At 63.7% G+C, this 26,785-nt stretch carries 24 protein-coding genes; 13 read left to right on the top strand and 11 right to left on the bottom strand.

The features are described 5' to 3' along the window. Positions 1-168: 168 nt before the first annotated feature. The gene (gene mdtD / locus ACS13N_RS18925) at positions 169-1,605 is read left to right on the top strand and encodes a multidrug transporter subunit MdtD (protein WP_438933161.1); all 1,437 of its coding nucleotides are present in this window, start codon (positions 169-171) and stop codon (positions 1,603-1,605) included. On the opposite strand, the gene ACS13N_RS18920 is transcribed toward mdtD, so the two are convergent. From ACS13N_RS18920 to ACS13N_RS18900, 5 genes are all read right to left on the bottom strand, one after another. Continuing rightward, a complete protein-coding gene (locus ACS13N_RS18920; RefSeq protein WP_438933160.1) occupies positions 1,606-3,756 on the bottom strand; it encodes an ATP-dependent helicase in 2,151 nt (716 codons plus the stop codon). A gap of 151 nt (positions 3,757-3,907) precedes the next feature. Beyond that, positions 3,908-4,297, bottom strand: coding sequence for a 2-oxoglutarate dehydrogenase (locus tag ACS13N_RS18915; protein ID WP_438933159.1), 390 nt, complete (start codon positions 4,295-4,297; stop codon positions 3,908-3,910). A 20-nt stretch (positions 4,298-4,317) separates the two neighbouring features. Next, positions 4,318-6,120 (bottom strand): S10 family serine carboxypeptidase-like protein, encoded by a 1,803-nt coding sequence (locus ACS13N_RS18910; protein ID WP_438933158.1) that lies wholly within the window; start codon positions 6,118-6,120, stop codon positions 4,318-4,320. Positions 6,121-7,265: 1,145 nt separating this feature from the next. Further along, positions 7,266-7,580 (bottom strand): hypothetical protein, encoded by a 315-nt coding sequence (locus ACS13N_RS18905; RefSeq protein WP_438933157.1) that lies wholly within the window; start codon positions 7,578-7,580, stop codon positions 7,266-7,268. A gap of 154 nt (positions 7,581-7,734) precedes the next feature. Further along, complete coding sequence (locus ACS13N_RS18900) at positions 7,735-8,067, bottom strand: YnfA family protein (RefSeq protein WP_438933156.1); 333 nt, start codon at positions 8,065-8,067, stop codon at positions 7,735-7,737. A gap of 113 nt (positions 8,068-8,180) precedes the next feature. On the opposite strand from ACS13N_RS18900, the gene ACS13N_RS18895 reads away from it, so the two are divergent. Further along, positions 8,181-8,489, top strand: coding sequence for a DUF1272 domain-containing protein (locus ACS13N_RS18895; protein WP_438933155.1), 309 nt, complete (start codon positions 8,181-8,183; stop codon positions 8,487-8,489). Between the two features lie 13 nt (positions 8,490-8,502). On the opposite strand, the gene ACS13N_RS18890 is transcribed toward ACS13N_RS18895, so the two are convergent. Both ACS13N_RS18890 and ACS13N_RS18885 read right to left on the bottom strand, forming a co-directional pair. Further along, positions 8,503-9,513 (bottom strand): TraB/GumN family protein, encoded by a 1,011-nt coding sequence (locus ACS13N_RS18890; RefSeq protein WP_438933154.1) that lies wholly within the window; start codon positions 9,511-9,513, stop codon positions 8,503-8,505. Positions 9,514-9,562: 49 nt separating this feature from the next. After that, a complete protein-coding gene (locus tag ACS13N_RS18885; protein ID WP_438933153.1) occupies positions 9,563-10,174 on the bottom strand; it encodes a TetR/AcrR family transcriptional regulator in 612 nt (203 codons plus the stop codon). Between the two features lie 112 nt (positions 10,175-10,286). Here ACS13N_RS18885 and ACS13N_RS18880 point away from each other — a divergent pair, with 112 nt between their 5' ends. After that, complete coding sequence (locus ACS13N_RS18880; RefSeq protein WP_438933152.1) at positions 10,287-11,816, top strand: MFS transporter; 1,530 nt, start codon at positions 10,287-10,289, stop codon at positions 11,814-11,816. A gap of 48 nt (positions 11,817-11,864) precedes the next feature. Further along, positions 11,865-12,785: an alpha/beta fold hydrolase gene (locus tag ACS13N_RS18875; RefSeq protein WP_438933151.1), complete on the top strand. Its 921-nt coding sequence runs from the start codon at positions 11,865-11,867 to the stop codon at positions 12,783-12,785. A gap of 11 nt (positions 12,786-12,796) precedes the next feature. Here the strand turns inward: ACS13N_RS18875 and ACS13N_RS18870 are convergent, their stop codons facing one another. After that, the gene (locus ACS13N_RS18870; RefSeq protein WP_438933150.1) at positions 12,797-13,978 is read right to left on the bottom strand and encodes a hypothetical protein; all 1,182 of its coding nucleotides are present in this window, start codon (positions 13,976-13,978) and stop codon (positions 12,797-12,799) included. Positions 13,979-14,153: 175 nt separating this feature from the next. On the opposite strand from ACS13N_RS18870, the gene ACS13N_RS18865 reads away from it, so the two are divergent. From ACS13N_RS18865 to ACS13N_RS18845, 5 genes are all read left to right on the top strand, one after another. Beyond that, on the top strand, positions 14,154-14,555 hold the full coding sequence (locus ACS13N_RS18865) for a DUF2946 domain-containing protein (RefSeq protein ID WP_438933149.1): 402 nt from the start codon (positions 14,154-14,156) through the stop codon (positions 14,553-14,555). Positions 14,556-14,651: 96 nt separating this feature from the next. Beyond that, positions 14,652-16,985, top strand: a complete 2,334-nt coding sequence (locus ACS13N_RS18860; RefSeq protein WP_438933148.1) for a TonB-dependent receptor — start codon at positions 14,652-14,654, stop codon at positions 16,983-16,985. Further along, the gene (locus ACS13N_RS18855) at positions 16,985-18,238 is read left to right on the top strand and encodes a sialidase family protein (protein ID WP_438933147.1); all 1,254 of its coding nucleotides are present in this window, start codon (positions 16,985-16,987) and stop codon (positions 18,236-18,238) included. The genes ACS13N_RS18860 and ACS13N_RS18855 overlap by 1 nt, the downstream gene beginning before the upstream one ends. Next, entirely contained in the window at positions 18,235-18,741 is a 507-nt protein-coding gene (locus ACS13N_RS18850) for a TlpA family protein disulfide reductase (RefSeq protein WP_438933146.1), read from the top strand. Before ACS13N_RS18855 ends, ACS13N_RS18850 begins: the two co-directional genes overlap by 4 nt. A 70-nt stretch (positions 18,742-18,811) precedes the next feature. Then, positions 18,812-19,516, top strand: coding sequence for a hypothetical protein (locus tag ACS13N_RS18845; RefSeq protein ID WP_438933145.1), 705 nt, complete (start codon positions 18,812-18,814; stop codon positions 19,514-19,516). A gap of 282 nt (positions 19,517-19,798) precedes the next feature. Here the strand turns inward: ACS13N_RS18845 and ACS13N_RS18840 are convergent, their stop codons facing one another. Then, entirely contained in the window at positions 19,799-20,089 is a 291-nt protein-coding gene (locus ACS13N_RS18840; protein ID WP_438933144.1) for a hypothetical protein, read from the bottom strand. Between the two features lie 21 nt (positions 20,090-20,110). Continuing rightward, the gene (locus ACS13N_RS18835) at positions 20,111-20,869 is read right to left on the bottom strand and encodes a sulfite exporter TauE/SafE family protein (RefSeq protein ID WP_438933143.1); all 759 of its coding nucleotides are present in this window, start codon (positions 20,867-20,869) and stop codon (positions 20,111-20,113) included. 134 nt (positions 20,870-21,003) lie between these two features. Between ACS13N_RS18835 and ACS13N_RS18830 the strand changes: the two genes are divergently transcribed. From ACS13N_RS18830 to ACS13N_RS18820, 3 genes are all read left to right on the top strand, one after another. Beyond that, the gene (locus ACS13N_RS18830) at positions 21,004-21,888 is read left to right on the top strand and encodes a LysR substrate-binding domain-containing protein (protein WP_438933142.1); all 885 of its coding nucleotides are present in this window, start codon (positions 21,004-21,006) and stop codon (positions 21,886-21,888) included. A 141-nt stretch (positions 21,889-22,029) separates the two neighbouring features. After that, positions 22,030-22,539 carry a hypothetical protein gene (locus tag ACS13N_RS18825; RefSeq protein ID WP_438933141.1) on the top strand — a complete coding sequence of 170 codons (510 nt, stop codon included), beginning with the start codon at positions 22,030-22,032 and terminating at the stop codon, positions 22,537-22,539. A gap of 148 nt (positions 22,540-22,687) precedes the next feature. Then, entirely contained in the window at positions 22,688-24,376 is a 1,689-nt protein-coding gene (locus ACS13N_RS18820; protein ID WP_438933140.1) for an AMP-binding protein, read from the top strand. 79 nt (positions 24,377-24,455) lie between these two features. Here ACS13N_RS18820 and ACS13N_RS18815 read toward each other — a convergent pair whose 3' ends face one another. Next, complete coding sequence (locus tag ACS13N_RS18815; RefSeq protein WP_031328709.1) at positions 24,456-24,797, bottom strand: DUF1488 family protein; 342 nt, start codon at positions 24,795-24,797, stop codon at positions 24,456-24,458. A gap of 899 nt (positions 24,798-25,696) precedes the next feature. On the opposite strand from ACS13N_RS18815, the gene ACS13N_RS18810 reads away from it, so the two are divergent. Then, the gene (locus ACS13N_RS18810) at positions 25,697-26,773 is read left to right on the top strand and encodes a hypothetical protein (protein ID WP_438933139.1); all 1,077 of its coding nucleotides are present in this window, start codon (positions 25,697-25,699) and stop codon (positions 26,771-26,773) included. Positions 26,774-26,785 lie beyond the last annotated feature (12 nt).

Here is a 26,785-nt window from a genome sequence, read left to right as displayed (position 1 = left end):
GGGACGAACGCCCACCAGTATAGGCGTCCGGTGTGTGCAACTCGGTGCCCGCGTTTGCTGTAGGGTGACCGGCGCATGACATCGTTTGCGAGCCCGCGCCGCGCACGCCACAATGTCGGCTCGCCCTGTCGTACCGCGTCGTATCAAGTCCTGTTACCCCTTCCCGCCATGTCTACCTCCGTTTCCGTCGATAAATCCCTCCAACCATTGCTCTGGCTGGTGGCGGTTGGCCTCTTCATGCAGACGCTGGATTCCACCATCGTCAATACGGCATTGCCGGCCATGGCGCGCAGCCTGTCGGAAAGCCCGCTGAAGATGCAGTCGGTCATCATCGCCTACACGTTGACGACCGCCATGCTGATGCCCGCCTCAGGCTGGCTGGCCGATCGCTTCGGCACGCGGCGCATGTTCTTTGCGGCCATCTTTCTGTTCACCATCGGCTCGCTGCTGTGTGCGGAGTCGCGCAGCCTGAACATGCTGATTGCCTCGCGCGTGGTACAGGGCGTGGGCGGTGCGCTGCTGATGCCGGTCGGGCGGCTGACGGTACTGCGCGTGGTGCCGCGCGAGCAGTTTCTGCCGGCAATGAGCTTTGTCACCATTCCGGGGCTGATCGGCCCACTGATCGGCCCGACGCTGGGCGGCTGGCTGGTGGAGGCGGTGTCCTGGCACTGGATCTTCCTCATCAACATTCCCGTCGGCCTGATTGGCGCGCTGGTCACGCTCAAGGTCATGCCCGACGTGCGTGCGGGCGACGAGAACCGCTTCGATTGGACCGGCTACGCCATGCTGGCGTTTGGCATGGCGGCCGTGTCGTTCTCGCTCGATGGTCTATCCGGCTTGGGCTTTCACCATGCGACGGTGCTGGTGTTGCTGGTCTTCGGGCTGGCGGCGCTCACCGCCTACTGGCTGCACGCCGGGCGCGCGGTGGAGGGCAAGGCGGGTCCGCTGTTTCCGCGCTCGCTGTTTGCCATTCCGAGCTTCTCGATCGGCATTCTCGGCAACCTGTTCGCACGCATCGGTACGGGTGGGATGCCGTTTCTGATCCCGCTGCTGTTGCAGGTGAGTCTGGGGTATTCACCGCTGCAGGCCGGCTTGATGATGGTGCCGGTGGCAGCGGCTGGTATGGCGGCCAAGCCGTTGGGCAACTGGGCCATCAAGCATTTTGGCTATCGCCGCATGCTGTTCACCAACACGCTCATGGTGGGCCTGACGATGGCCAGTTTTGCGGTGATGACGCCTGACGTGCCGGTGTGGCTGCGCATCGTGCAGCTGGCGCTGTTTGGCACGTTCAACTCGATGCAATTCACCGCCATGAACACGCTCACGCTCAAAGACCTGAGCGGGCCGCATGCCAGCGCGGGCAACAGCATGCTGTCGATGGTGATGATGCTGTCGATGAGTCTGGGCGTGGCTGCGGCAGGTGCGCTGCTCACGGGCTTTACCGACTTTACCGTCGGGCCGGAAGGGCGCGACACGCTGGCGGCCTTCCACAAGACCTTTGTGTGCATCGGCTTCATGACCGGCGCGGCGGCGTGGATCTTCGCGCAGCTCTCGCATGCGGAGCCGGCGCAGGTGCTCAAGCGCGCTGAGGTGGACGTCGAGTGATCACTTCTGCCAGTAGCCGCGCATCTTCTTGGTGAGGTCCACCTTGGCGGCCGCGCGTGCTTCGGCCGCTGGGTCCGCACCGGGTTCGGGCGGCGGCCAGGCGCAGGCCTCGAACAACGGCAGCAGCGCAGGCGGAATGAAGCGCGTGCGCGAGGCGTAGATGTGGCGGTCCCCATTGGGGGTCTGCTGCGTGACGTAGAAGCGCTGCGGCACCAGGATGTCCAGGTGCTCGCGCGCGCGAGTCATGGCCACGTAGAGCAGGCGGCGCTCTTCCTCCAGCTCTTCATGCGAGCCGGCGCCCAGGTCGGCGGGCATGCAACCGTCCACGGCGTTGAGCACGTACACGGCTTTCCACTCCTGCCCCTTGGATGAATGGATCGTGGAGAGGATCAGGTAATCCTCATCGCGGTACGGAGCGCCGGATTCATCGCTGGTGAGCTCCGGCGGGTCGAGCGTCATCTCGGTCAGGAAGCGCTCGCGCGTGGCGTAGGTGGCGGCCATGCGGGCGAGCTGGTCCAGATCGCCCTGGCGCACGGCGGCATCGTCGTGCAGGCGCTCCATGTGAGGTGTGTACCAGGTGCCCACGGCTTCCAGTTCGCTGGCCCATGCCAGGCTGTCCTTGGGCGCGCGCAGGGTTTGCATCAGCGTCATCAGCGTGGCCCAGTCGCCAGCCAGACGGGCGGGGGGCGCGTAGGCAAGCAGCGCAGCAATCGGGTCCACCGCCTCGGCCATGGCGTCGAGCACACGTGCGGCGGTGGCAGGGCCCGCGCCCGGCAGCAATTGGATCACGCGAAACCCGGCGATGCGGTTGCGCGGGTTCTCGGCCCAGCGCAGCACGGAGAGCACATCCTTGACGTGTGATGCTTCGAGAAACTTCAGCCCGCCGTATTTCACGAACGGGATGTTGCGGCGCGTGAGTTCGATCTCCAGCGGCGCGCTGTGGCTGGCCGTGCGGAACAACACGGCTTGCGATTTCAGCGCCAGCCCGCCTTCTCGCTGATGCAGCACCTGTTCGGCCACGCAGCGCGCTTGCTCAGCTTCATCACGCACGGAGATCAGGCGCGGACGATGTGTCGATGCGCGGTCTGTCCATAACGTCTTGGCGAAGCGCTCGGTGGCAAAGCGCATCACGCCATTTGACGCATCGAGAATCGGTTGCGTCGAGCGGTAATTGCGCTCCAGCAACACCGTGTGCGCCGGCCGGGTGAAGTGGCGCGGGAAGTCGAGGATGTTGCGCACCGTTGCCGCGCGAAATGCGTAGATCGACTGCGCATCGTCACCCACCACCGTCACGCCACGGCCATCGGGGCGCAGCGCCCGCAGGACGGACGACTGCAGCCGGTTGGTGTCCTGGTATTCGTCGACGAGGATGTGGTCGAAGCGCGCGCCGATCTCGCCTGCCAGTTCGGCGTCGGACACCATCGCGTGCCAGTAGAGGAGCAGGTCATCGTAGTCGAGCACGTGCTGCGCTTGCTTGGCTTCGACATAGGCATCGAACAGCGTACGCAGTTGTGCTTCCCACATGGCGCACCATGGGAAGTGGTGCTTGAGCACGGCGTTCAGCGGGCTCTCCGCATTGATGGCGCGGGAGTAGATGGCCAGGCAGGTCTGCTTGAGCGGGAAGCGGCGTTCCTTGGTCGACAGGTTCAGTTCGTGGCGCACGACGTTGAGCAAGTCGGCGGAGTCGCTGCGGTCGTGGATGGTGAAGTCGGGCGCAAGGCCGACGCGCTCGGCGTATTCGCGCAGCAGGCGCGCGCCGATGCCGTGGAAGGTGCCGGCCCAGGGCAGGGTGGTCTGGTACGACGTGCCGGCAGCATTGAGCATGCTGTTGGTCCGTTCGCCGTGCATGGCGCGCGCCAGCAGATGGCCGGCACGATTGGATAGCTCACTCGCGGCGCGGCGCGAAAACGTCAGCAGCAGGATGCGCTGCGGATCCGCCCCGTTGGCCACCAGATGCGCGACACGCCAGCCCAGCGTGTGCGTCTTACCCGACCCGGCGCCGGCCAGCACGAGCAACGGGCCGGTCTCTGCGGCATCCGCCCCGGAAATGCCGAACTCGACCGCCTGGCGTTGTTGGTCGTTCAGTTGGGCCAGATAGCCCGGAACAGCCTGGGCGCTGGTGGTGTCAGGGGTGGGGGAGGTAGCGGGCACGGCAGAACGTCACAGAAAATAACTGTATGAATATACAGCACCGTGGTGCCTGCCCGTGAAGACGGCGACGGTGGATGCCACACCCGGGCTGTGGGCACGACATCCACCGAGGTTTTGCGCAACAAGGCGAGCTTGAGCGCGTCAGACCTGATCAATGGGTCTGTTGTACGTACCGCTGCACATCCTTGAGCGTGACCTGACCGGAATGCGTGGTGTCGATCTGGTCAAAGTGCTTGGCCACGAAGCCCAGGCCGCTGGCTTGCGCCTGTGCCTTCGTGATGGCGCCGCCCTTGCCCAGCGCCGAGTTTGTGCTCAGCCGTTCTGTCAGGCGTTGATTGGCTTCCTGTTGCAACTGCGTGCCAGTGGAAGCTGCGGCAGGCGCTGGCTTGTTGGCCGGAAAGAACGGACCATCCACGCCATGGCCGCCCTTGGGCAGCGTGACTGGCGCCACAGACTGCGTGGTAGGCGCGGCATACGCCTGACTGGCCAGCACACCGAGCACACCGAGAAGAATCGGCGGCAGCATTTTGATAGGGGACATGATGACTCCTTCAATCAAGATTAGTGCGCAGCTTGAGCTGTGAGTGTTGGCGTGCCGGCGGGGGCCTCGTCAGCCCACGGCGCGGGCAGCGTCGCCAGCGTCAATGCAGACGGAATGGACTGGCCGCCAAAGTACGCAACCAGATCATTCTTCATCTGCGGCCGGGCCACGTCGTCCAGGTAGATCATGTGACCGCCCTGGTAGAACGTGACCTGCAGGTTCGGGTTCAGGCCCGACACGGTTTGCAGACGCGCCAGTTGCTTCTCGGTGTTGAAGAACGGCGTGGCGAGGTCGTGGTAGCCGTTTGATGCAAGCACCTTCAATTGCGGGTTCATCTGGATCGCGGCAAGCAGATCAGGCAGCGTGTCCGGCAACGGCCGGCCGTTGTGGGAGAAATCCCATGAGCCAATGATGTTGTCGTTCAGCGGCATGAACGTTGCGTTGGGTGCCGTATAGCCGAGGTAGTTCGGCATCTGGGTCTGCAGTGCAGTGGTGAACGGTTGCGAGATCAGGATGTCCGACGGGTCCCCATCGCTGGCCAAACGAGAATCCGAATTTGGCAGCGATACGCGCCCGTCGTACCGGCCAATTGTGGTGCCCGGCAGGAGCGTTGTCTGGAACGGCGTCTTGCTGAAGTAACCCGTCAACGCCTGCAGCGTCAGGCCAGAAGGCGATTCCCATGAGGCCAGGGTAGACCGGGACGGGAACTTCGGCGTGCCGAGCGCGTTTGGAGAGCCGAGCTGGCTGAGCGCCCACGAGTTGGCGTACGTCTTGAACGTGCTGTACTTGTTCGTGACGAACTGCTCGGACTGCGTCGCAAACGCCGACTGGCTGGGCTGGCTTGGCGAGACCTGATTGAAGTACGACGCCACCGCGGCATAGCCCGGGTAGTAGCCCACCAGCGTATCGGTCGCGAGTTTCAACCCGGCGGTTGAATTCTCGATGGCCGTGGCTTCCACCGCATCCGCAAAATAATTCAGGATGGACGACTGCAGCACGATGCCGGTGAGGTGCACGCCCGCCGTTTCCAACGCGAGCGCCAACATGTTCGTGCGCGGTGTGCCATACGACTCGCCGTACAGATAGATCGGCGAGCTGCTGCGGCTGTTCACCGTCAGATAGCGCTGGATGAAGTCGCGCATGACGTTGACGTCCACATCGCTGCCCCAGAACGAGCTGTTGGTATTCGGCGCAATCGCTTCGGAAAGGCCGGTCCCGGGCGGATCGATGAACACCATGTCGGTGGTGGCGATCAGGCTCTCCGCGTTATCAACCAGGGTGTAGTTCGGCCAGTTGGTCAGCAGCGGATCAGGCGTCGCAACGCGCGTCGGCGCGAACGAACCCAGACGCAGCCAGATCGACGACGAACCCGGCCCCCCGTTATAGAAGAAGGTGACCGGCCGCGGCTGCCCGTTGGTGCTGGGCGCCGTGTACGCGACGTATGACATCGTTGCCTCGGGGTTGCCGCTGGCGTCCGATGCAGTCAGGTGACCGGTCGTGGTGGTGTAGTTCACCGGGGTGGCGCCGGCCGTCCACTGATAGTGCATGACCGCTGCATTCTCGGACACCTGTGACGGATCCAGGCTATCCGTCCCATTGGACGAATACGCAACCGGATCGATATAGGGCTGGTTGGTCGATACCGTTTTCGCGCTCACATCCACCTGGTTTGCGCTCGCCGCGGACGCCACGGGGCTGCCGTCATCGCCCCCGCATGCTGTGACAAGCGATATGCCGACAAGCAGCGCACCGACGCCGACCAGTCGCCCCCAAGACGGAGAAACGCCTAGGTCATTACCACTGGAACTACGGTTTGGTTTCATTTGCATCCCTTTCATTGATGAGATACGAACAAAAAAAGCCGCTTGGCGGAGAGGCAGTCAAAAAAAATGGCAAATAATCGGCGTGCGCTTTCATTTCAACGGCGAAATCAAAACGATTTCATTCCGCTGATTAAAAGGCGATAGAAGCGTCTGCCAATAATCTGATGAATGCGATCGGCGCGCTAGCGGCGGGTTTAATGCAGATCAGAAATCAGAGAAATGCATTCCTGATTTGCATTGAAAGGCGCTAGGTCCAACCACGGCCACTGGAGGGTGGCGGCTTGAGGAGGATGAGGTCGACAGATGGCTGTGGCGGCGAATTGGCGTCGCCATCATCTGCGGTAACGAGAGCAATCGGGTTGCTCGATCGTGGGGTGCCGCGTCTGTCTGACCTAACGTCAGATGCACGGCAATGGTGCAGTGCTGGCTGAATCTGGGCCCGCAACTCAGTTGTTCTTATGCGCCCAGGTTGTGCTCTTGTTTCATGTCTTTGTAGCGATCTTGCGGACAACATGCTGTCTCCCGGATCAGGATAGTTGTCGGGCCATTGTGGGTTATGTCGGCGGCCTTTTTATACACCTTTTGGGTGTTTGCTCGATTTTCGCCATCAGGATGGCGTCAAAAGAGTGGTTGAATCATAGAGGCAAAATTTGCCCTGTCAATGGAATGTCGCGTCTATTTTTTTTTTTTTTTTGGCTTTGTAATTTTGATGCGAACGTGATGTTTACGAAAACTTACACGATAAATTTTTCATCCATTTAAGCAGGTGCTTCAAGGCCTCTTTGCTTGCTGATCGACAGTGCTGACTAAAGAATCCGTCTTATCAGGATAAAGGGTTTTTCATGATTACTCTATTTGGGAGGGTCGTGCCGGGAATTTTTAACGTTTGGATAGAGAAGTTATTGTGATCTCTATTGACGCAAATTGAATCGGATTGGGGGCAGAGCTTTGTGAGAGCACGAGCGACATGCGACTGCCCACAATTGGTGCGCGACGCCCAGGCATGTGCCGCCGGGTGTGCTTGTGCAGTGTGTGCGGGAGAGAGGGGGGGTGACGGGGCCTTGGTGGCCCGTCATCGGCATCAATGGCGGCGAACGCCGTCGATGCCGATGCGAGAGAGAGGCGGGACTGAGGGCGTGCGGCGCTTAGAGTCCGTCCCGCAGGTTCTTCGGCAACTCCCGCCACGGCGTGCGGTGATTGACGGCATCCACCACTTCCGCCAGGAACCAGGGCAGGACGAGTTTGGTGTCGGGGTCACTCAGCTCGACGCGCAGTCTGTCCTGCGTGGCCGGATTCGCGTTCTGGATCGGGCTGGCTTGCGCGGGCCGGCTTTGCGCAAGCATCGCCTGAAGCTCCTGATCGGAGAACGTTGTGGACGACGTCGTCAGCGCAGAAGCGGTCATGGCTGCGGACATCAACGCCGATGCCACGAAAAGATGTTTAAGGATTGCGGCAGGCATCGGGGCCCTCCATCGACAAAAAGGACTGAATTGATGGCAACCGGCGACGGCGACTGACGGTGCGGTTGTCGGCAGCCATGATCCACCTTCCAAGCATAGCCGTGGCTTAGGATTCCGTTTTGATCAGGAAAGCGTAAATATCGCGCGCGATCGATCAAGTTGCCTGCGGTTGCAACGCAATCACGGCCATGCCGGCCAGTGCGATGGCCGCGCCGCCGATGTCCCAGCGGGTGAGGGCGACGCCATCGACAAGGCGCAGCCACACCAGCGCCACGGCGATGTACATGCCGCCATACGCCGCGTACGTGCGCCCGGCCGCCGCGGGGTGCAGTGTCAGCAGCCAGGCAAACAGCGCGAGCGACGCCGCTGCCGGCAGCAGCAACCAGATGGGCTTGCCCTGCCGCAGCACGAGCCACGGCAGATAGCAGCCCACGATTTCCGCCAGCGCGGTGACGGCAAACAGGAGAGCAATGCGCAGGATGTCCAAGGGGCGGTACCGGGGTGATCAGGAGGAGGGTGCCGATTGTGGCATGCGCGGGCGCGGTGGTTTCTCGGTATCGTTGCGGTCTTATCCAACAACAACGATATTTGGGGGACCCCATGCTCGAACTCCGGCCCACCTGCGAGCACTGCAATCGTGCGCTGCCGCCCGACGCTACCAACGCCCGCATCTGCTCCTTCGAATGCACGTTCTGCACGACCTGCGCGGATGGCGTGTTCGGCAACGTGTGCCCGAACTGCGGTGGTGGTTTTACTGCGCGGCCGATTCGCCCATCTCGGGATTGGAAGAACGGCAATTTCCTTGGCAACCATCCCGCCAGTGCAACGGTCAAGCATCGGCCGGCTGACTTGGCCGCGCACGCGCAATTGGCGGCAGCCGTCGGGTCGACTCCGCCGGAGAAGCGCTAGCGCCTGATGCGGGTTAGCGCGAAGCCGCCGGCGGCAGCACCTGTGTGACCGTAAACCCGCGCGCAGCCATGAGTGCCGGCAAGCCGTGCGGGCCGATCATGTGCAGCGCGCCCACTGCGCCGAATACACGCTGGCCGCGCGCGTGGATCTTGGCAATGTTGTCGGCCATGGCACGGTTGCGGTTCGTCACCAGGCGCTTGAAGGCGCGTTTGTCCGATGGCGTCTTCAAGCAATCGCACCACTGCGGATAGCGTTCCAGCGTGCTGAGATCGCTATCTGCCCAGGCGTTGGCGAGCGTGAGGGTTTGCGTGCGCGCCTCGCCCGATTCAATGGCGTCGAGCTCGGTGTCGAACTGCTGCACCATCTCATTCTTCGGCACGATTTCATCCAGCACACGCAGCTGATCGGTCAGGGTTTCCAGCGGCACGATCGGCAGGTGGACGCTGTTGGCGTAAGTGGTCAGGAACAGGTCGATGCCGAAATCGGGGTAGAGCCCGTCGGCACGCAGCCCCAGCGCCGACAGCGAGGCAAGCTGCATGACCGGCTGGAACTTGCGGATCTGCGTCAGTGCGGCATCAGGCAGGCATGCGGCGGCGATCAACTTGTCGAGGCGCTCGCCGCGGCGGCCGCTGACCAGGCGCGCATCGCTCTTGGTCTTGCGCGCTGCAAACGCTCTGCGGCTGCTTTCCTTGTCGAGCAGGTCGAGTTCGAGCGCGACCGCATCGCTGTGCTTGAGCGCATCGCGAATGGTGGGCCCAGGCAGCATCCAGTCGGCGCGCGCAACGTGGATCGTGCCGTACAGCCACGAGGTGCGGCCGTCTTTTTCGATGCGCCAGAGCAGGCCGTGATCGGTGGCACGCTGGGCGGCGGCGGCCCAGCCGTCTTTGGGGATGGAGTTGGAAGCAGGTGGCGGGCAAGCACTTGTGGTTTGCGGTGATGCGTCTTGCGCCGCGGCGGTGCCGATACCCGACAACAGGCAGAGCGCCGCTGCTAGCGTGCGCCACAGGGTGCGATTGCGTGCCATGACTCTTCCCCGAGAAATCTTGTGATTTTGTGAGTGTGCTGCCTGCAGTTTAGCGGGCGTTGACCACCGCGTCCCATGCCGTCATCGCGCAATCGACGGTGGAGAGCAGCGCTTCACGCGGTGCCCCATCGCGCGCCTGGATCGACAGGCCATTGAGCACCGTTGCGTAGTAGCCGCCCAGCGCATCGGCGTTGGTGGTGGCCGGCACATCGCCCTCATCGATGCCGCGGCGGATGCGGGCGCAGATGGCGTCGATGGTCTCCAGCCGGATCGCCCGCATGTCTTCCTGCACCTGTTGGTTGGGCGCTGAGCACAGCAGCGCACCGAGCACGACCATGCAGCCGCGCGGCGTGTCTGGCTGGCTGAAGGCGAGGGCGTTGGTACGCAGGAGCGCGTCGATCGATTCGCGTGCGGTGGTGGGTTCGGTCAGCGCAATGACCGTCGTGCTGCCCGCCGTCTGCCGGTACAGCGCAATCGCCTCGCGAAAGAGCGCTTCTTTTGAGCCAAACGCGGCGTAAAAGCTCGGCGCGGTGATGCCGCCCATGGCCGACTTGAGGTCGTCGAGCGTGGTGCCTTCATAGCCGCGCGCCCAGAACACGGTCATGGCCTGGCGCAGGGCGGCGTCGCGATCAAAGGTGCGGGGGCGTCCGCGTGTCGCCATGATGAATTCCGGAAATCCCTATTTGTGTACTGGTCAATATATTAATCCTTGACGCCCGTCGTGTCGCGCCCTTAATTTGTATACCAATCGATACATAAATAGGGGCACGCCTTTGAACACCACGACACAACAACATCCGGAGCACGTCGGGCGCTGGCTGGTGCTGGCGGCCGTCTGCATGGCGGGGCTGATCCTGCCGCTGTCATTTACCGGCGCGGCGGTGGCTACACCGGCCATCGGGCGCACGCTGGGCGGCAGCGCCACGGCGCTCAACTGGGTGGTCAACGGCTTCATGCTGGCCTTCGGCAGCTGTCTGATGGTGGCAGGGGCGATGGCCGATGCGTTCGGGCGCAAGCGCATTTTTGCCAGTGGCATTGCGTTGTTCGTGCTCGCGTCGATTGGCGTGGCGATGGCGCCCAGCGTGGCGGCCATCGGTTGGCTGCGTGCGCTGCAGGGCGTGGCAGCTGCGATGTCGATGGCCGGCGGGTCGGCGGCGCTGGCGCAGGAGTTTGACGGGCACGCGCGCATCCGCGCCTTCAGCCTGCTCGGCACGACGTTTGGCATAGGGCTGGCCTTCGGGCCGCTGATTGCCGGGGTGTTGATTCAGGCGGCGGGCTGGCGCGCGATCTTCATGCTGTGTGCGGTGGTGGGCGCGTTGGCCTTCGTGTTTGGCGTGCCGCGCATGCGCGAGACGCGCGACCCCGATGCGTGCGGCGTGGATTGGGCCGGCGCAGCCAGTTTCACGGCCACGCTTGTCCTGCTGACCTGGGCGCTGATGGAAGCACCCGAGCGCGGCTGGGCAGATGGCGTGGTGCTGATGCTGTTCGCGGCGGCGGTGATCGGGCTGGTGGCGTTCATCGCCATCGAGCAACGCGTGGCCCGGCCGATGCTGGACTTGTCGTTGTTCCGCTTCCGGCGCTTTGTCGGCGTGCAGTTCCTGCCGATTGCCACGGCCTGTTATGTGGTGATGCTGGTCGTGCTGCCTGCGCGCCTGATCGGCATCGAGGGACAGGGCGAGACCGAAGCCGGCATCACGATGATCGCGCTGTCGCTGCCCTTGCTGGTGGTGCCGCTGCTGGCCGTGCAACTGGCGCATCGGTGGTCTGCGGCAACGCTCACGTGCGCGGGGTTGCTGGTGGCGGCGGTGGGTTTCTGGTGGCTGGGCGAGGTCGCTCCAGGTGCATCCGCCTCTGCGTGGATTGCACCGATGTTGCTCACGGGCTTCGGCACCGGCTTCGCGTGGGGGCTGATGGATGGCCTGTCGGTGAGCGTGGTGCCCAAGGAGCGCGCCGGCATGGCGACCGGCATTTTCAGCACCACCCGCGTGGCCGGCGAGGCCATTGCGCTGGCCGTGGTGGGCGCTGTGCTCAGCGCGCTGATCGTTGCGCAAGCAAGCACGTCCGGCGCACCAAGCGCGGCGGCGTGGATGGAGGCTGCGCACCGCACGGCCATGGGCAATGTGTCTGCGGCGCTGGCGCTGCTGCCGGCAGGCTCGGGGCCGAAGCTCACGTCAGCGTACGGCGTGGCGTTTGCGCAGCTCGCGCATGCGCTGGCGGTGGTGTCCGTTGTGTCGGCTGCGGTGGTCTGGGGGCTGCTGGGGCGCTCGCAGCCGGCGCTGTCGGTTGCTACGGAATCGCTGTAGCGCTTTCCCACCCCTCCTTTTTCTTCTCACATCAAGACGAGGCACCTCATGCTCCAAGCCAGCGACACGTTGGACGGCACGTTCCCGTTCGCCCCGCACTTCACGGATGCGCCGGGTTTCCCAATGCACTACGTCGACGAGGGCCCACGCGATGCGCAAGTCATCCTGTGCCTGCACGGCGAGCCCACGTGGGGCTACCTGTTCCGGTATCTGATTGCCGCGCTGCGTGAGACGCATCGCGTGGTGGTGCCCGACCACATGGGCTTTGGCAAGAGCGCCACGCCGCAAGATCGCAGCTATTGGCTGCAAGACCACGTCGACAATCTTGAGCGTTTTGTGCTGGCGCTGGATCTGCGTGACGTCACGCTGGTCATGCACGACTTTGGTGGGCCGGTTGGGATGGGATTGGCGGCACGCCGTCCTGAGCGCATTCGCCGTGTGGTCTCCATCAATGGCCCGACGCCTTTCGGGCAAGCCAGCTTGGCCGAGCGGCTGACCGCGAACGTCCAGGTATCGCCCTGGTTCCAGTGGATCGTGAAGGCGCAATTCGAAGGGCGCCTCGAACCTGTGCTGGGCGAGCTTGGCTACAACATCCTCAGCACGCTCAAGCTCAATGGCTTCGAGAATCACGCGCGCATTAACGACACCTGGCTACGTGCCTACGGCGCGCCGTTCGCGACACCGGCCGAATGCGTCGGTGCGATTGGCTGGGCCAAGGGGTTTGCCACCGGCGCGCATCAGTTTGAAGCGCCTGATGCGGTGGCCAGGCAAGCGGTCCGGTCCAAGCCGGCGCTTGCGATCTGGGGCATGGCGGATCGCACGCTGCATGCCGAGCACTTCCTGCCGCTGTTCAGCGAGCTGTTTCCACAGGCGCCCATCCACAAGCTGGATGGGGTGGGGCACTACAGCCTGGAAGATGCGCCGGAACCGATCGCCGCGCTTGTTGCGTCGTTCCTGCAGCAGACCTGACGCCTATTCGCCTATTGGCTTAAGCGCGGCGGCACAGCGTGCGCGCCGCGCGTTTCGCGAAACCACAGCGCCAGGCTTTCGTCTTCCAGCGCATAGGCGCCGCGCGATTCCTTCCAGATCAGGTTCTTGTCGCGCAGCGCGTCGAGCGCGGCTTGCACCGTGGCGGTGGAGAAGTCGCTGTGGCCCAGGCGAGCAGCGTAGGCCTTCATCGAGTCTTCCGAGAACGGCGAGTAGCCTTGCCCGCGCTCGATCAGCACCGCCAGCACTACGCGCTGGATTTCGGTCAAGGCGCTGTACTCGCTCTCGATCTCGCCCCAGATGCGGTCACGGAAACCCTGTGCGCCGCGCTTGAGCAGTTCGCCCAGGCTGGCGGCCTCGCCCAGCTCCAGCGCGATCTCGCTGACGATGCCCTTGAGCATCTCCGGCCGGTGTCCGACCAGTTGGAAGGCGGCAAAGATGTCGTCTTCCTTGAACTGGTTGTTGGGTGCCAGGTGCTGGTTGACCCACGCGGTATAGGCCGAGACATAGGCGCGGCCCAGCAGCGGGAAGTTGGTCACGCGCGAGCCGAAGAACGGCTGCGTGCGATTGAGCAGCAGGTTGGCGAGCTTGTCGCGGTTCGAACCCGTGAAGACCAGGAACAGACGCGGCGCATCCACGCCCTGGTTCATCTGGTCGCGCGCGGCCTTGAGTGCGAACATGGCGTTGGTACCCGCCTCGGTGGACAGCGCGTGCTGCGCCTCGTCGATGATCAGCACGATGGGGCGCTGCACCGCCTTGTAGAGCACATCCAGCGCATCGGCCAGGGTGATGCCCGGCGGTAGTCCGACCTTACCCAGGTTGAAGGTGAAGGCGCGCAGTACCTCCACCTTCTCCATGCCGGTCTGCTTGGCCAGCTTGGCGATCGGCCCGTCGAATTCGGACAGCTTGGACTTGATGGCGTCGGCGATCAGCAGGCCCGGGTCGCGGGCGCGGTCGGCCCAGAGATCGACGTAGATGGCGATCCACTTGCGGCGTTCGACTTCCGGTACCAGGTCTTCGCGCAGGAACGTGCTTTTGCCGGTGCGCCGGGGTGCCGCCAGGAACAAGCCGGAGCGCGCGTCGGCCAAGCCCTTGCCCTCCAGGCTGTCGCACAGCGTGTGGGCGAGATCCTGGCGGTGGAAGTTGAAGCGGCCGGTGTCGGTGTCTGAATCCATGGAAGCCCCGTTTTAGACGCGATTATCGAAGTGGCTATAAATTATAGTCATTCCAATAATTGAGTCTAATTTCGTTCGGAATGCCCCTCGATTTGCTGTTGCGCGACAGTACGTCGCAGGCAAAACGGGGAACCATGTGCAGCGCTATACTCCCCAGACTCCATCGTCCTACCCCATGCTCCATCGCCGCTGGCTCGCTCTCGTCTGGCTTGCGATCGTACTGAATGTACTGTCGCCGGTGCTCGCTTCCGCTCGCGCGGCAGCCACGGGCACGCTCGCCGTCGACCTGTGTAGCGCAACGGCTCCGCATGGCAGTACGGTCCAAGTGGCCATCGACCTGCAAGGCGATGGCGCCGCCGATGATTCGGCGGCCCACCATAGTGTGGCGCACTGCCTGTACTGCCCGGGGTTTGCCGCCGGGTTTGCGCTGGCCTCGCCGCCGGCGCTGGATGTCCCTTCCGCCCATTTCATCTATCGCGTGCGGCAGCCGGCCAGCCCGGCGCCGGTATACGCGCGCAGTGCACTGCGCGTGGCCGAATCGCGCGCGCCACCGGTTTCTCCGTCGTTGTCGATCTGACGCGCTCGCGGGAGTGAATCTCGCGGCGCCTTCGCGTCTGGCCGTACGCATGTTCGTGTTCATGGCCGGCGCCATCGCAATCCGGAGACCACCCCGATGTCATCCCACAAGCGCACTGCGGCCGCTGGCCCCAGGCGCACGCTGGTGTGCCGCGCTGCGCTCGCCCTGAGCGCAGCGGCGCCCCTGTCCGCCTCGCTACCCGTTTTTGCTGCCGATGCTGCCGACAATCAGGCAGCCGTACCCGTCACCCAGGAACTCGCACCGACCGTGGTGCGCGCCAACGCTGCGCCCGCGCCGTTCGCCCGCAACACGCCCGCCGTGGTGCAGACCGTGACGGCCGATCAACTGGCTGATCGCAACGTTGTCACCACCGAAGACGCCGTCAAGTACCAGCCCAACGTGATGGTGCGGCGCCGTTTCATCGGCGATCGCAACTCGATCTTTGCCGGCCGCGATTTCAACGAGATTCAGAGCGCTCGTGGGCTGCTGTACGCCGACGGCATCCTGCTCTCGAACCTGCTCGGTTCCAGCTATAGCTACCCGCCGCGCTGGTCGATGGTCGGGCCGGACGATCTGGCGCGGGTCGATATTCTGTACGGGCCGTTTTCGGCGCTGTTGCCGGGCAACTCGATGGGCACGACGATTTCGATGACGTTGCGCCGCCCCGAGGCCTTCGAGGCCGCCGCACAGACGCAGGTAATGAGCCAGCACTTCAGCGATGCGTACGGCTTCTCGCGCAACGTCACCGGCAACCACGAGAGCGCATCGTTGGGCGATCGCATCGGCAAGTTCTGGTATGCACTGTCGGTCGACCGGCTGGAGAACGATAGCCAGCCGATGCAGTACGCCACACCCAATTCGAAGTTCACGGCGGGCGGCACACCAGTGCCAGTCACGGGCGCCCGGCAGGACCTCGGCCCCAACGGCCTGCCGCGCATGATTCTCGGGCCGCAGATGCTGGAGCGCACGCAGCAACTGCAAGAGACGCTGCGCATGGGCTACGTCTTCAGCGACAGCCTGGAGGCCACGCTCACGCTCGGCCACTGGGAGAACCACTACAACGATCAGGCGATCAGCTTTTTGCGCGATGCGGCCGGCAACGTTGTCACGGGCGGCAATGTGCTGATCAATGGCACGCCGTACACCATCGCCCAGAATGCCTTCGCCCCGCAGAACGGCGATCAGGAAAACTGGCTCTACGGCCTGGGCGTGAAGGGCAAGCTTGGCGGCTGGAAGATCGACGCCAACACCTCGGCCTACAACGTCACGCGCGACATCCTGCGTGCGTCCAACACGGCTGCCGGCAATGGCCCCGGCACGGTGTTCTACGGCGATGGCACGGGCTGGTCCAACTTCGATATCAAGGCGACGTCGCCCACGGTGTCCGGCCACACGTTCACGACCGGCTACCACTACGACCAGTACCACCTGCGCAACCAGACCTTCAATGCGACGAACTGGTCGGCCGAGACGATCTCAACGCTCAAATCCAGCTACCAGGGCGATACGCGGACGCAGGCCGTCTTCCTGCAAGACGCTTGGGCTTTTGCACCGCGCTGGCTGGCAACGCTCGGCCTGCGTTATGAGAATTGGCGCGCCTACAACGGCCAGTTGGGCAACGGTAGCGCCACGCTGGGCTACGCCAGCCGCACCGAAGACGCGTTCTCGCCCAAGGCCGCCATCCAGTGGCAGGCCACGCAAGACACGCTGCTGCGTCTATCGTACGGCCGTGCGGTGCGCTTCCCGACGGTGGCGGAGTTGTTCCAGGGCACGATCAGCGGCAACACCATCGTCAACAACGACCCCAACCTCAAGCCTGAACGCGCGAACGACTTCGACTTCACCGTTGAACAGGCCGTGCCGTACGGCGTGCTGCGCACCAGCCTGTTCCAGAGCGACGTGCGCGACAGCATCTACACGCAGACCAACATCCTGGTCACGCCCAACGTGACGAACGTGCAGAACGTCGGCCGTGTGCGCACGCGCGGTATTGAACTGGCGTATTCGGGGCAGGACGTGCTGCATGACGTGGGTGTGCGCGGTGTTGACGTGGAAGCCAACGCCGCCTTCACGCAGTCGAAGACGCTGGAGGATGCCGCCAACCCCACCTATGTCGACAAGACCTGGCCGCGCATGCCGCGCGTGCGCGCCAACTTGTTTGCGAGCTGGCATGCCACGCCGGATTGGACGGTGGGTGCCGGTGTACGTTATTCGGGCCGGCAATACGGCACGCTCGACAACACCGATGTCCTGCCCAATGTCTATGGCGGCACCAGCAGCTTCTTCACGGTGGATCTCAAAGCCAGCTATCGCATTGACAAGCACTTCACGCTGGCACTCGGCGTCGACAACCTGACGGATCGGAAGTATTTCGTGTACCACCCGTATCCGTCTCGCACGTTCTATGGGCAACTGAAATGGCGTCTGTAATGCACGCAATTCCTCAACGGATGGCGGGTCTGCTTTTAGTTCTGGCAAGTACCTTCGCGTTTGCACACGAAGGGCACGACCACGGTGCGATGACGGGCAAGATGGCCGCCAAACCGCAACTCGCCACCACGGCTGCGTTCGACACGGCCGGCAAGCTGTGGGTGACCTGGGCCGAAGGGCAGTACGTGGTGGTCGCCTCGTCTGATGACCTGGGCAAGACGCTCTCCAGGCCGCAGCGCGTGAACCCGCAACCCGAGCCGATCTACACCGACGGCGAGAACCGCCCGAAGGTGATCGCCAGCCCGGATGGCGCGCTCTACGTGAGCTGGTCACGCCCGCTCGACGCGCCGTACACGGGCTATGTGCGCTTCTCGCGCTCGCTCGACGGCGGCAAGACGTGGAGTGCGCCCGTGATTGTCCACCATGACCGGCAGCCGATCACGCACCGCTTCGATTCGATTGCCGTCGATAGCGAGGGCCGCATCTTCGTCACCTGGATCGATAAACGCGATCTGTTGCGCGCGCAGGCGGCCAAGCAGCCGTACGACGGCGCGGCGGTGTACTACACCGTCTCTACCGACCGGGGCGCCACGTTCGCGCCGGAGCGCAAGGTTATCGACCAGACCTGCGAGTGCTGCCGTATTGCGCTGGCGCCGGATGCGAACGGCCACATGCTGGCACTGTGGCGCAACGTGTTTGCCGGCCAGATTCGCGATCACGCATTGGCGACGTTGCCGGTCGACAAGACGCCGTTTGCCATCACGCGTGCGACGTTCTCCGATTGGCGCGTCAACGCCTGCCCACACCACGGCCCGGCGCTGGCCGTGACGGCCGATGGCGTGCGGCACCTGGCGTGGTTTTCGGTGCAACAGGACAAGCCGGGGCTGTTCTACAGCCGCCTCTCCGCAGACGGCCGGCCGATTGGCGATGCCTGGGCGTTTGCGGGTTCTGCGCAAGCGGGGGCGCAGGCATCGCACCCGGCGCTGCTGGCCGCTGATGGTGCACTGTGGCTCGTCTGGAAGCAATTTGCCGATGACCACATGCAGATCCTGCTGCGCAAATCGACCGACGGCGGCGCACATTGGACGACCCCCGTCAGCCTGGCACGCACCGATAGCGGCAGCGATCATCCGCAACTGCTCGCGCGCGATGGCCATCTCTACCTGTCGTGGCGCACGCAGGCCGAGGGCTATCGGCTGATCGACGTCACCAACGTTGTTCCCGCCAACGCAACGCTGGAGGCTGCGCGATGAACATCCGCTTGAAGACGCTGGCGATTGGGTGGGTGCTGTCTGCCGCCGCCATCGCCGCACAGGCCGCCGAAGCGCTGCACTTCCAGCCGCTGCATGCGCGCGACGTACCGGCGCTGCTGCAAACACCACGCACCCGCCCGCTCATCGTCGAGATCTGGTCGCTTGATTGCAGCTACTGCCGCGAGAACATTGCCCGCATCGCGCAATGGCGGCGCACTGCCAAACAAAACGTGGATGTGGTGATGGTGGCGATGGATGGCCCGGAACAGGCCGACATGATGAACCGCGCGCTGGCGCCGCTGGCAGGCGACAGCAAGGTCGGCCTCGCACGCATGCCGCAATACGCCAATGCCGAAGCGATGCCGGAACGCATGCGCGCCGCGCTGGACCCAGGCTGGCAGGGCGAGATGCCGCGCACCATCATCCTGCGTGCTGATGGCAAGCGCCACGCATCGAGCGGCTTGCTCACGCCGGATGCCCTGGACGCCGCGCTTGCACGCTAAGCTCTCTTAACCCAGCCGAGGAAACGCTCTGAAATAATCCCCGCCCCAATTCAACAAAAAAGGCAGGGAAATGAGCGTTCTCAATAAGGTCGAAAGCGGTTATCTGCAGCTGATGCGGATTCTGGTGCTGACGCTGGCCACGGTTGTGCTGGTGGGTGTGGTGTTGCTGGTCGTGAACGCGGTGAGCGACTACTACGCCAAGCCGGCACCCGTTTCGGAAACCATCGACATCAAGGCCGCAGCGTTCAAGCTCGATGATGAAGCGGCAGAGGGCGCGGGCGACGATGCCACCAAGCAGCATCCGGGCGCAGCCAAGCTGGAAACGGCGCTCGCCGACGTCATCAACAAGCATGGCAAGGCATTGCTGGGTGCATCGTTCCAGTTTGACAAGGCGGAAGTGCATGAACTGGTGACCGGCGCGCTGGAAGATCCTGATCAGGGCGAGCCGTTCCTGACCTCGCAAACGGCTTACCTGGATCAGGTGCTGGGACGCGCTGACGTTGCCAAGCAAGCCAAGACGAGCGACGCGTTCTACGCGATCGTCAACAAGGTGTTTGTCGATTACCACATGGCCTACGCCACCGAGAAGGCACGCATCTCAAGCGAAAAGGATGAAGCCAAGCTGGATGCGAGCGGCAAGCGCTCGGGCGTCTATATCTCGCTGTACATGATTGCCGCGTTGTTCTCGGCGTTCATCATGCTGGTGATGCTGATTGTGCAGATCCGCATCGAGCGCAGCATCCGCGTGATGTCGGAAGCCAATGCCCGCGTTTGAGGCTGTTCGACGGCTAGGTGGTTGGGCGAGGCAGCCCTGATCGGAAGTGTGAACAGTCCTTAAAGAAAACGGCGCGAACCCCCCTCGTTGTTGGGGTATGGCGGGGGGCGTGTACTTTTTATAATGGCCTCGCTTTGTGAATTCCGGCGCATTGCTCGTTCACAAAGCACACCCGACCATCTTTCGTCGTCAAAGGCTGAAGATGTTAAGCCCGCTCGCCCCCCGGCCCGCGGGCTTTTTCTTTGCCCGATCCGCGCCGCGGGGGCGGATGATAGCGTGCCTTCAGCGCGCTGTCGCGTGCGACGAAGTGGGGTATGCGGCGGCCGGGCGCTCTGTCTGGTCGGATGCCGCGCCCAGGCCGACAGCCATTGCTGCCAGCAGGATGGCAATACCGCGCGCAACGTAGAACACCGTTTGTGCGCCGACCATTTCCGGCTCGGCAGGCGTTGCTTCATCGGGCCGGGCATGCCATGCCGCGTGCGTGACGTGGCGCGGTACGTGCATCGGCACGGCATCGCGATGCGCGCGCGGTGCACGCGTGCGGTGAGTCGGATGAGGTTGCATGTCTGACATGGCGCTTCTCCTCATACTCAATCAAGCGTGGGACCAGGCGCGCCAGAACAGCAGCGCCGTCATTGAAAAACCGAAGGTCGAAATCAGCGCCCGCACAACCGGAACGGGCAGGCGCTTGCCCACGTGCGCGCCCAGATAGCCACCCAGCGCGGCGGCCACCAGCATGACCAGCGTCTGTGGCCACCAGACCATCTTAGCCAGGGTAAAGCACAGCACCGCAACCAGATTGGTGGCGCCCACCAGCAGCGTGCGCGAGGCGTTCAGGGCTTTGATGTCGTCGTGGCCGAACAGAGCCCAGACCGCCATCATCATGATCCCCACCGCGCCGCCAAAGTAGCCGCCGTAGACGGCCAGCCCGCCCTGGGCGATCAGCAGCATCGTGCGGTTGATCTGCATGCGCTGGCGTAGCCACGCCCCAGCCTGCTTGCCGAAGGTGAATGCCAGGGTGCCCACCAGCAGCAGCCACGGCACGATGAAGTCGAATGCCCGTGAGGACGTGTTCATCAGCAACAGCGCACCCGCCAGGCCACCCACCAGGCTGACTGCGACCATGGCGCGCATCGAGACCTGCTCGAACCCGCGGTAGTCGCTGCGATAGGCCCACGCCGAGGTGGCCGCGCCGGGCAACAGCGCGACCGTGCTCGACGCATTGGCTGCAACTGACGGCACGCCGGCAAACATGAGCGCGGGCAGGGTGACAAACGAGCCACCGCCCGCCAGGGCATTCATCATGCCGGCGAGCAGGCCCGCGCCAAAAAGCAGCAGCGTGGCGGATTCCATTGGGGGCGAGGAGTGTGTTGGGGTGTTGCGTTGGAAGATGCCTCAGTTTCTGCCACTGGCGACCCCACCACAATCTGCGATACATTGATTCAGCCTCAGGATGAAACTGAGGCTCAAGCCAATCTCGCCCTGCCATGCGCTTCGATCTGACTGATTTGCGACTTTTTCTGCACACCGCCGAGGCCGGCAGCATTACCGCTGGCGCTGAACGTTCGCACCTGACGCTCGCCTCCGCCAGTGCGCGCATTCGCGGCATGGAGGAGGCATTGGGGGCGCCGCTGCTGATGCGCAACCGGCGCGGCGTGGAAACCACCGCCGCCGGCCGAACGCTTGCCCACCACGCGCGCGTCGTCCTGCAGCAGATGGACCGCATGCGCGGCGAGCTGGGCGAATATGCGCGCGGGCTCAAGGGTTATGTACGGTTGTTGTCCAACACGGCTGCCATGACCGAGTTTCTGCCCGAAACACTGAGCGCGTTCCTGGCCGCCCACCCCGAGGTCGACATCGACCTGGAAGAGTTGGTCAGCCACGAGATTGTCGAGGCGATTGCACAGGGGCGCGCTGACATCGGCATCGTCAATGACGCGGTGGACCTGTCGGGGCTCCAGACCTTTCCGTTTCGCCATGACCGCCTGGTGCTGGTGACCGCGCGGGATCACCCGCTGGCGGAGCGCCGCGAACTGGCTTTCGTCGAGACATTGCAGGAAGCCTTCGTGGGCCTGACGGGTGATAACGCGCTGCAGGCCTACCTTGCCGGCCATGCGGCGCGCGCGGGTTACCGGCTCAAGTACCGCGTGCGGCTGCGCAGCTTTGATGCGGTGTGCCGGATGGTGGAGCGCAATGTGGGCGTGGGCGTCATTCCGGAACACGCAGCGATCCGGCTGCAGCGTTCGATGGGCATTCGCCGCGTGCGGCTGACCGACGCCTGGGCGACGCGCCTGCTGCGTATCTGCGTGCGCAGTTTTGACGACCTGCCGGTCTTTGCGCGGCAACTGATCGAGCATTTGCGCGAGGCCTGAAGCCCAGGCGCGTCGGCCATTCGGAGGAGGCGTGCTGTTTGAACTCGCTTGCGTTCAAACGCGTCGATACACTGCAAACACCGTTGCGGCGCGCTGATGATATGTGGCACCGCATCAACCCATCCGCTGATGGAGCGCATCATGGCTTCTGCCGGTGTTCCCCCGATTGGCCTGCTGCACGCCGCCCGTGCACTGCGCATCTATCGGCGCCACGAGATCAACGCGCTGGCCTGGATCGCGCTGGGCGTCTGCCTGCGCAGCCCGGCGCCCATGGCGGCCCTGAGCGTCGCACTGCTGATCGTCTGCGCATGGACGCTGACGCGGCATATCCAGCATCTCAAGCCCCTGTATGAACTGCCGGTGTTCAGCCGCGTGCTGACGCACAGCGGCATGGCGTTCGCGGCTGTCAATGCGGCGCTGCTGGCGGTGGAGCTGGCGACGGGCGCCGGGCGCGGTGCATGGTTCGGTGCCGACGGCTGGCTCGAGCCAGCGTGGCCGCAGATCCTGCCGGGCATGTCGGATGCGATCGAGTTGATGCTGGTCTGCGCACAATGGGTCGCTGTGCTGTGCGCGGTGGCTGCGGCCACGGCATGGGCATGGCTGAGCCTGGGCGGCGGCCGTTTTCTGCGCTTTCCGCCACGCTCGCAATGAGCCAATGAACATGCGGCTCGGGTGATTCCGGGCTGGTCTGGCGGGGCATTTCCTCCTATAAGTTGGGGTGGCAGTTGCTGGTGCGTTTTCAGAGCGCCCGGACAGAAGTGCCCACACGAGGCGCGCAATCCAACTACAGGAGACTGGCATGACCTCGCTGGATGCATTCCTGCGGTGCCGCGATTTTCTGCTCGCGCACCGTGAGGATTACGACACCGCCGTGCGCGACTTCGCATGGCCGGCGCTGGATCGCTTCAATTGGGCGCTCGATTACTTTGACGCCATGGCGCACGGCAACGACGCGATCGCCCTCTGGGTGCTCGATGACCAGGGCAACGAAACACGCCTGTCGTTTGCGCAGATGGCCGAGCGTTCTGCACGTGTAGCCAACCATTTGCGCGCGCTGGGTGTGCAGCGTGGGGACCGCATCCTGCTCATGCTCGGCAACGTGCCAGGGCTGTGGGATGTGATGCTCGCCAGCATGAAGATCGGCGCTGTCATCATCCCTGCCACCACGCTGTTGACGGCTGAAGACCTGCGCGAGCGCATCGCCATGGGTGATGTGCGGCACGTGATCGTGGGCGGGGCGGATTGTGCCAAGCTCGATGCCGTGTCGGGCAACTTTACACGCATCGTCGTCGGCACCGACAAGGCGCCTGCGGGCTGGCACCACTTTGAGGATGCGTACGGTGCCTCGCCCGCGTTCACGCCCGATGTGCCAACGCAGGCGAGCGATCCGCTGCTGCTCTATTTCACCTCCGGCACCACCTCTAAACCCAAGCTGGTGATGCACACGCACGCGAGCTATCCGGTCGGGCACCTTTCCACGCTGTACTGGATCGGCTTGGCGCCGGGCGACGTGCACTGGAACATCAGCTCGCCAGGCTGGGCCAAGCATGCATGGAGCTGTTTCTTCGCGCCGTGGAATGCCGGCGCCACGATCTTCATCTACAACTACGCACGCTTCGAACCCAAGACCGCGCTCGACGTGCTGTGCCGTGCCAAGGTGACCACGCTGTGCGCACCGCCCACCGTATGGCGCATGCTGATTCAGGAGGACCTGGCCGCCTGGAAGCCCGCATTGCGTGAACTTGTCGGTGCAGGCGAGCCGCTCAACCCCGAGGTGATCGAGCGTGTACGCGCAGCTTGGGGCATCACCATCCGCGACGGCTATGGCCAGACCGAAACCACATGCCAGGTCGGCAACAGCCCGGGGCAGTCGGTTAAGCCCGGCTCCATGGGCCGGCCGCTGCCGGGTTATCAGATCACCCTGCGCGATCCCGATGGCAACGAGGCCGAGGAAGGAGAGATCTGCATAGAATTGAAATCACGCCCGACGGGGTTGATGGAAGGCTATGCCGGCAACGCCGAAAAAACGGCCGAGGCCATGCGCGGCGGCGTGTATCACACCTCCGACATTGCCGCGCGCGATGCCAGCGGCTACCTCACGTACGTTGGCCGCGCCGACGACGTGTTCAAGGCATCGGACTACCGCGTGAGCCCGTTCGAGCTGGAAAGCGTGCTGATCGAGCATCCCGCCATTGCCGAAGCCGCCGTCGTGCCGAGCCCCGACCCGGTGCGCCTGGCCGTGCCGAAAGCCTTCCTGGTACTGCGCGCCGGACACGAGCCCGGGCCCGAACTGGCGCGCGACATCCTGCGCTTCTGCCAAAGCCGGCTGGCTTCTTACAAACGCGTGCGGCGCATCGAGTTTGCCGAGTTACCCAAAACCATCTCGGGCAAAATCCGGCGCGTCGAATTACGCCTGCGCGAAGCCACCCGCGCTGAAATAGGCCGCAACCCCCAGGAATACTGGGAAGACGATTTTCCAGCGGATTGATACCGACGCCTTTTCACCCCGTGCAGACAAACATGCGGCCCCCCGAGGCCGCATGTCTTGTTGGGTGTGAGACGGGTGTCTAGCGCGACGAACGCGGGACCAGACGCAGCTGACGTGCGCGATCCAGGTCGTACGCCGGCACACCGCCATGCGGCAGCGATGCACGCGAGGCCGCCAGATCGCGGCCGCGCACGATCACCGGTGCGAGCGCACCCGCACGGATCAAATCCGATGCGGCCTGCTCGATCCAGTCGCGGTAGCTGCGATAGACGTCTTCGGCGGTGGCTTTTTGATGCGCGCAATCGCACAACGACAGTGCTTCTGACGTGACAAAACAGCTCACGACCTTGCCGTCGACGATGGCTTGGAAGAACAGGTCCCCCACAGACCTGAAAGTCTTACCGGTGAACGAGATGTTCATGATGCTCCCCCCAATGATCAAGCACGCTGTTTGGGCGGCGTGCTCCACATGCCGCTTTCGCGGCGCATTGATCACATGCGGGAGCGTGGTTTCCGAAAGGAGGGAAGACGATGCTCCAGATGCAAATCCCATCCGGATGCAATTGACCCAGTGAATCGGGTCGGACTATCCCTCGGTGCCGTTATGCGGTCTGTCAATTCGGTGTTGACTACGGTTTTGCTCTCGCGCTGCGACCTTCCCCGTACACATTCTCTTCAATATTGTTTTGGTCACCAAAATCGCTGCAGAAGCATGCGACCAATACCGATCGCGACTGAAGTGATCAGCAGCCAGAGTAAGACAACCGGAATGCGTGTCGGCAGAATACGCGACGTTTGAAACAATCGTCGTCGCGTTGGAATGAACTGCACGATTACCTGTGAACCGGCAGTGTGACGTTCCCACCCCAAGCGGGCCGACAGTCCCGCGCTTCCCCGTTTCGTCGTTCCCATGGCTTGCTCCCGACAGCCGTATCTTTCCTGTGAATTTAGTTTTATTTAATTCTGCTTTTCTTCGGTTGCATTCTAGGACACTCTACGCGGAGCGCTAGTGCGCCTTGGCATGATTTCTCTACTCCATTCGGCTCACGTCTATGCGATCTAGGACATATTGGGGGAGCGAATATGAAAGGGTTTTCCATAGTCCAAAACACGATTAAATCAGCGCGCAAACGCTTACGCTTCAAACGTGCTTCAGGCAAACCAGACAATCATCCCGCAAGGTGGGGCGACTAGAGTCGAGCCCTTTTTCCCGGATTCGGATGTTGCAGTGCGATGGCAACGTCACGAGGTGGGAAACGCCACCAACACGCGGTAGAGTGCTGGCGGCTAGGAAACATCATAAAAAGCAGGAAACCACACATGACGGAAGCAAAACGCGCCCGGAAGCCTCGGGCGCTGGCAGGGCTTGGTCGACGTTCGGCCGCCGTGCTGGCAGCCGTGGGGGCGGTCGGAGTTGCTGGAGTGACGGGGGCGGTGCATGCGCAGGAACCCAGCCTGGCAATGCGCCGTGCCGCCGTTGAATCGACGCTGGCGCACGCCGGCAATTGCCAGCGCCTGGGCGACTACTACTGGGAAATCGGCGATGCTGGCGGCGTGCTCATGCACGGCCAGCAGGGCCAGCGCATTGGCGCCAACAAGACGGTGCGGCTGGCGTCCGCCTCCAAATGGGTATTCGGCGCCTACGTGGTCGAGCGCACGCGCGGCAAGCTCACGCAGGCAGAGGTCGAAGCGCTCACCATGCGTTCGGGCTACGACGCGCTCAACCCGTTCCTCTGCAATCGCAACGATACGGTGCAGAGCTGTTTCCGCCGCGGGCGCAACGATGCGTTTACGCCGGGCCACGTCGGCCGGTTCAGCTACAACGGCGGTCATGACCAGAAGCTGTTGGTCGACCTCGGCTTGGGCAGTGCTGATGCCGCTACGCTCAGCGATGAGCTGGATCGCGAGCTTGGCCACACGCCCGGCATGCGGGATGCCGACAAGCCGCTTGGCATCAAGTACCTGGCGCCGGAACCGGCTGGCGGCATGATCGCCACACCCGCTGCGTACGGGCAGTTCCTGCGCCGGTTGATTCGGGGCGATTACCTGCTTGGCAAGATGCTCGGCCAGCATGCCGTGTGTACCGAGCCCGGCAGTTGCCCGACCGCCGTGAGCACGCCCGCCGCGCTGCCGTGGCACTACGCTCTCAACTACTGGATCGAAGATCAGCCCGGCGGCGATCGTGCGTACAGCTCGCCCGGCGCGTTTGGCTTCTATCCGTGGGTGACCGCCGACAAGCGCTACTACGGCATGATTGCGCGCGAGACGCTCGCCCCGCGCGCCTACGTGCGCAGCGCGGCATGCGGCGCGCTGATCCGCAAGGCGTTTGCGGAGGGCCGCGCGCAGCAGTCCCCCGCTGAGAACGAGCAAGCCGGCAGCGCCGACGCCGGCGACTGATCAGCCGGGCGC

The sequence above is a fragment of the Ralstonia sp. 24A2 genome, from assembly GCF_051783885.1.
Lineage (GTDB): Bacteria > Pseudomonadota > Gammaproteobacteria > Burkholderiales > Burkholderiaceae > Ralstonia.
This window is presented reverse-complemented; position numbering and strand designations above follow the sequence as displayed.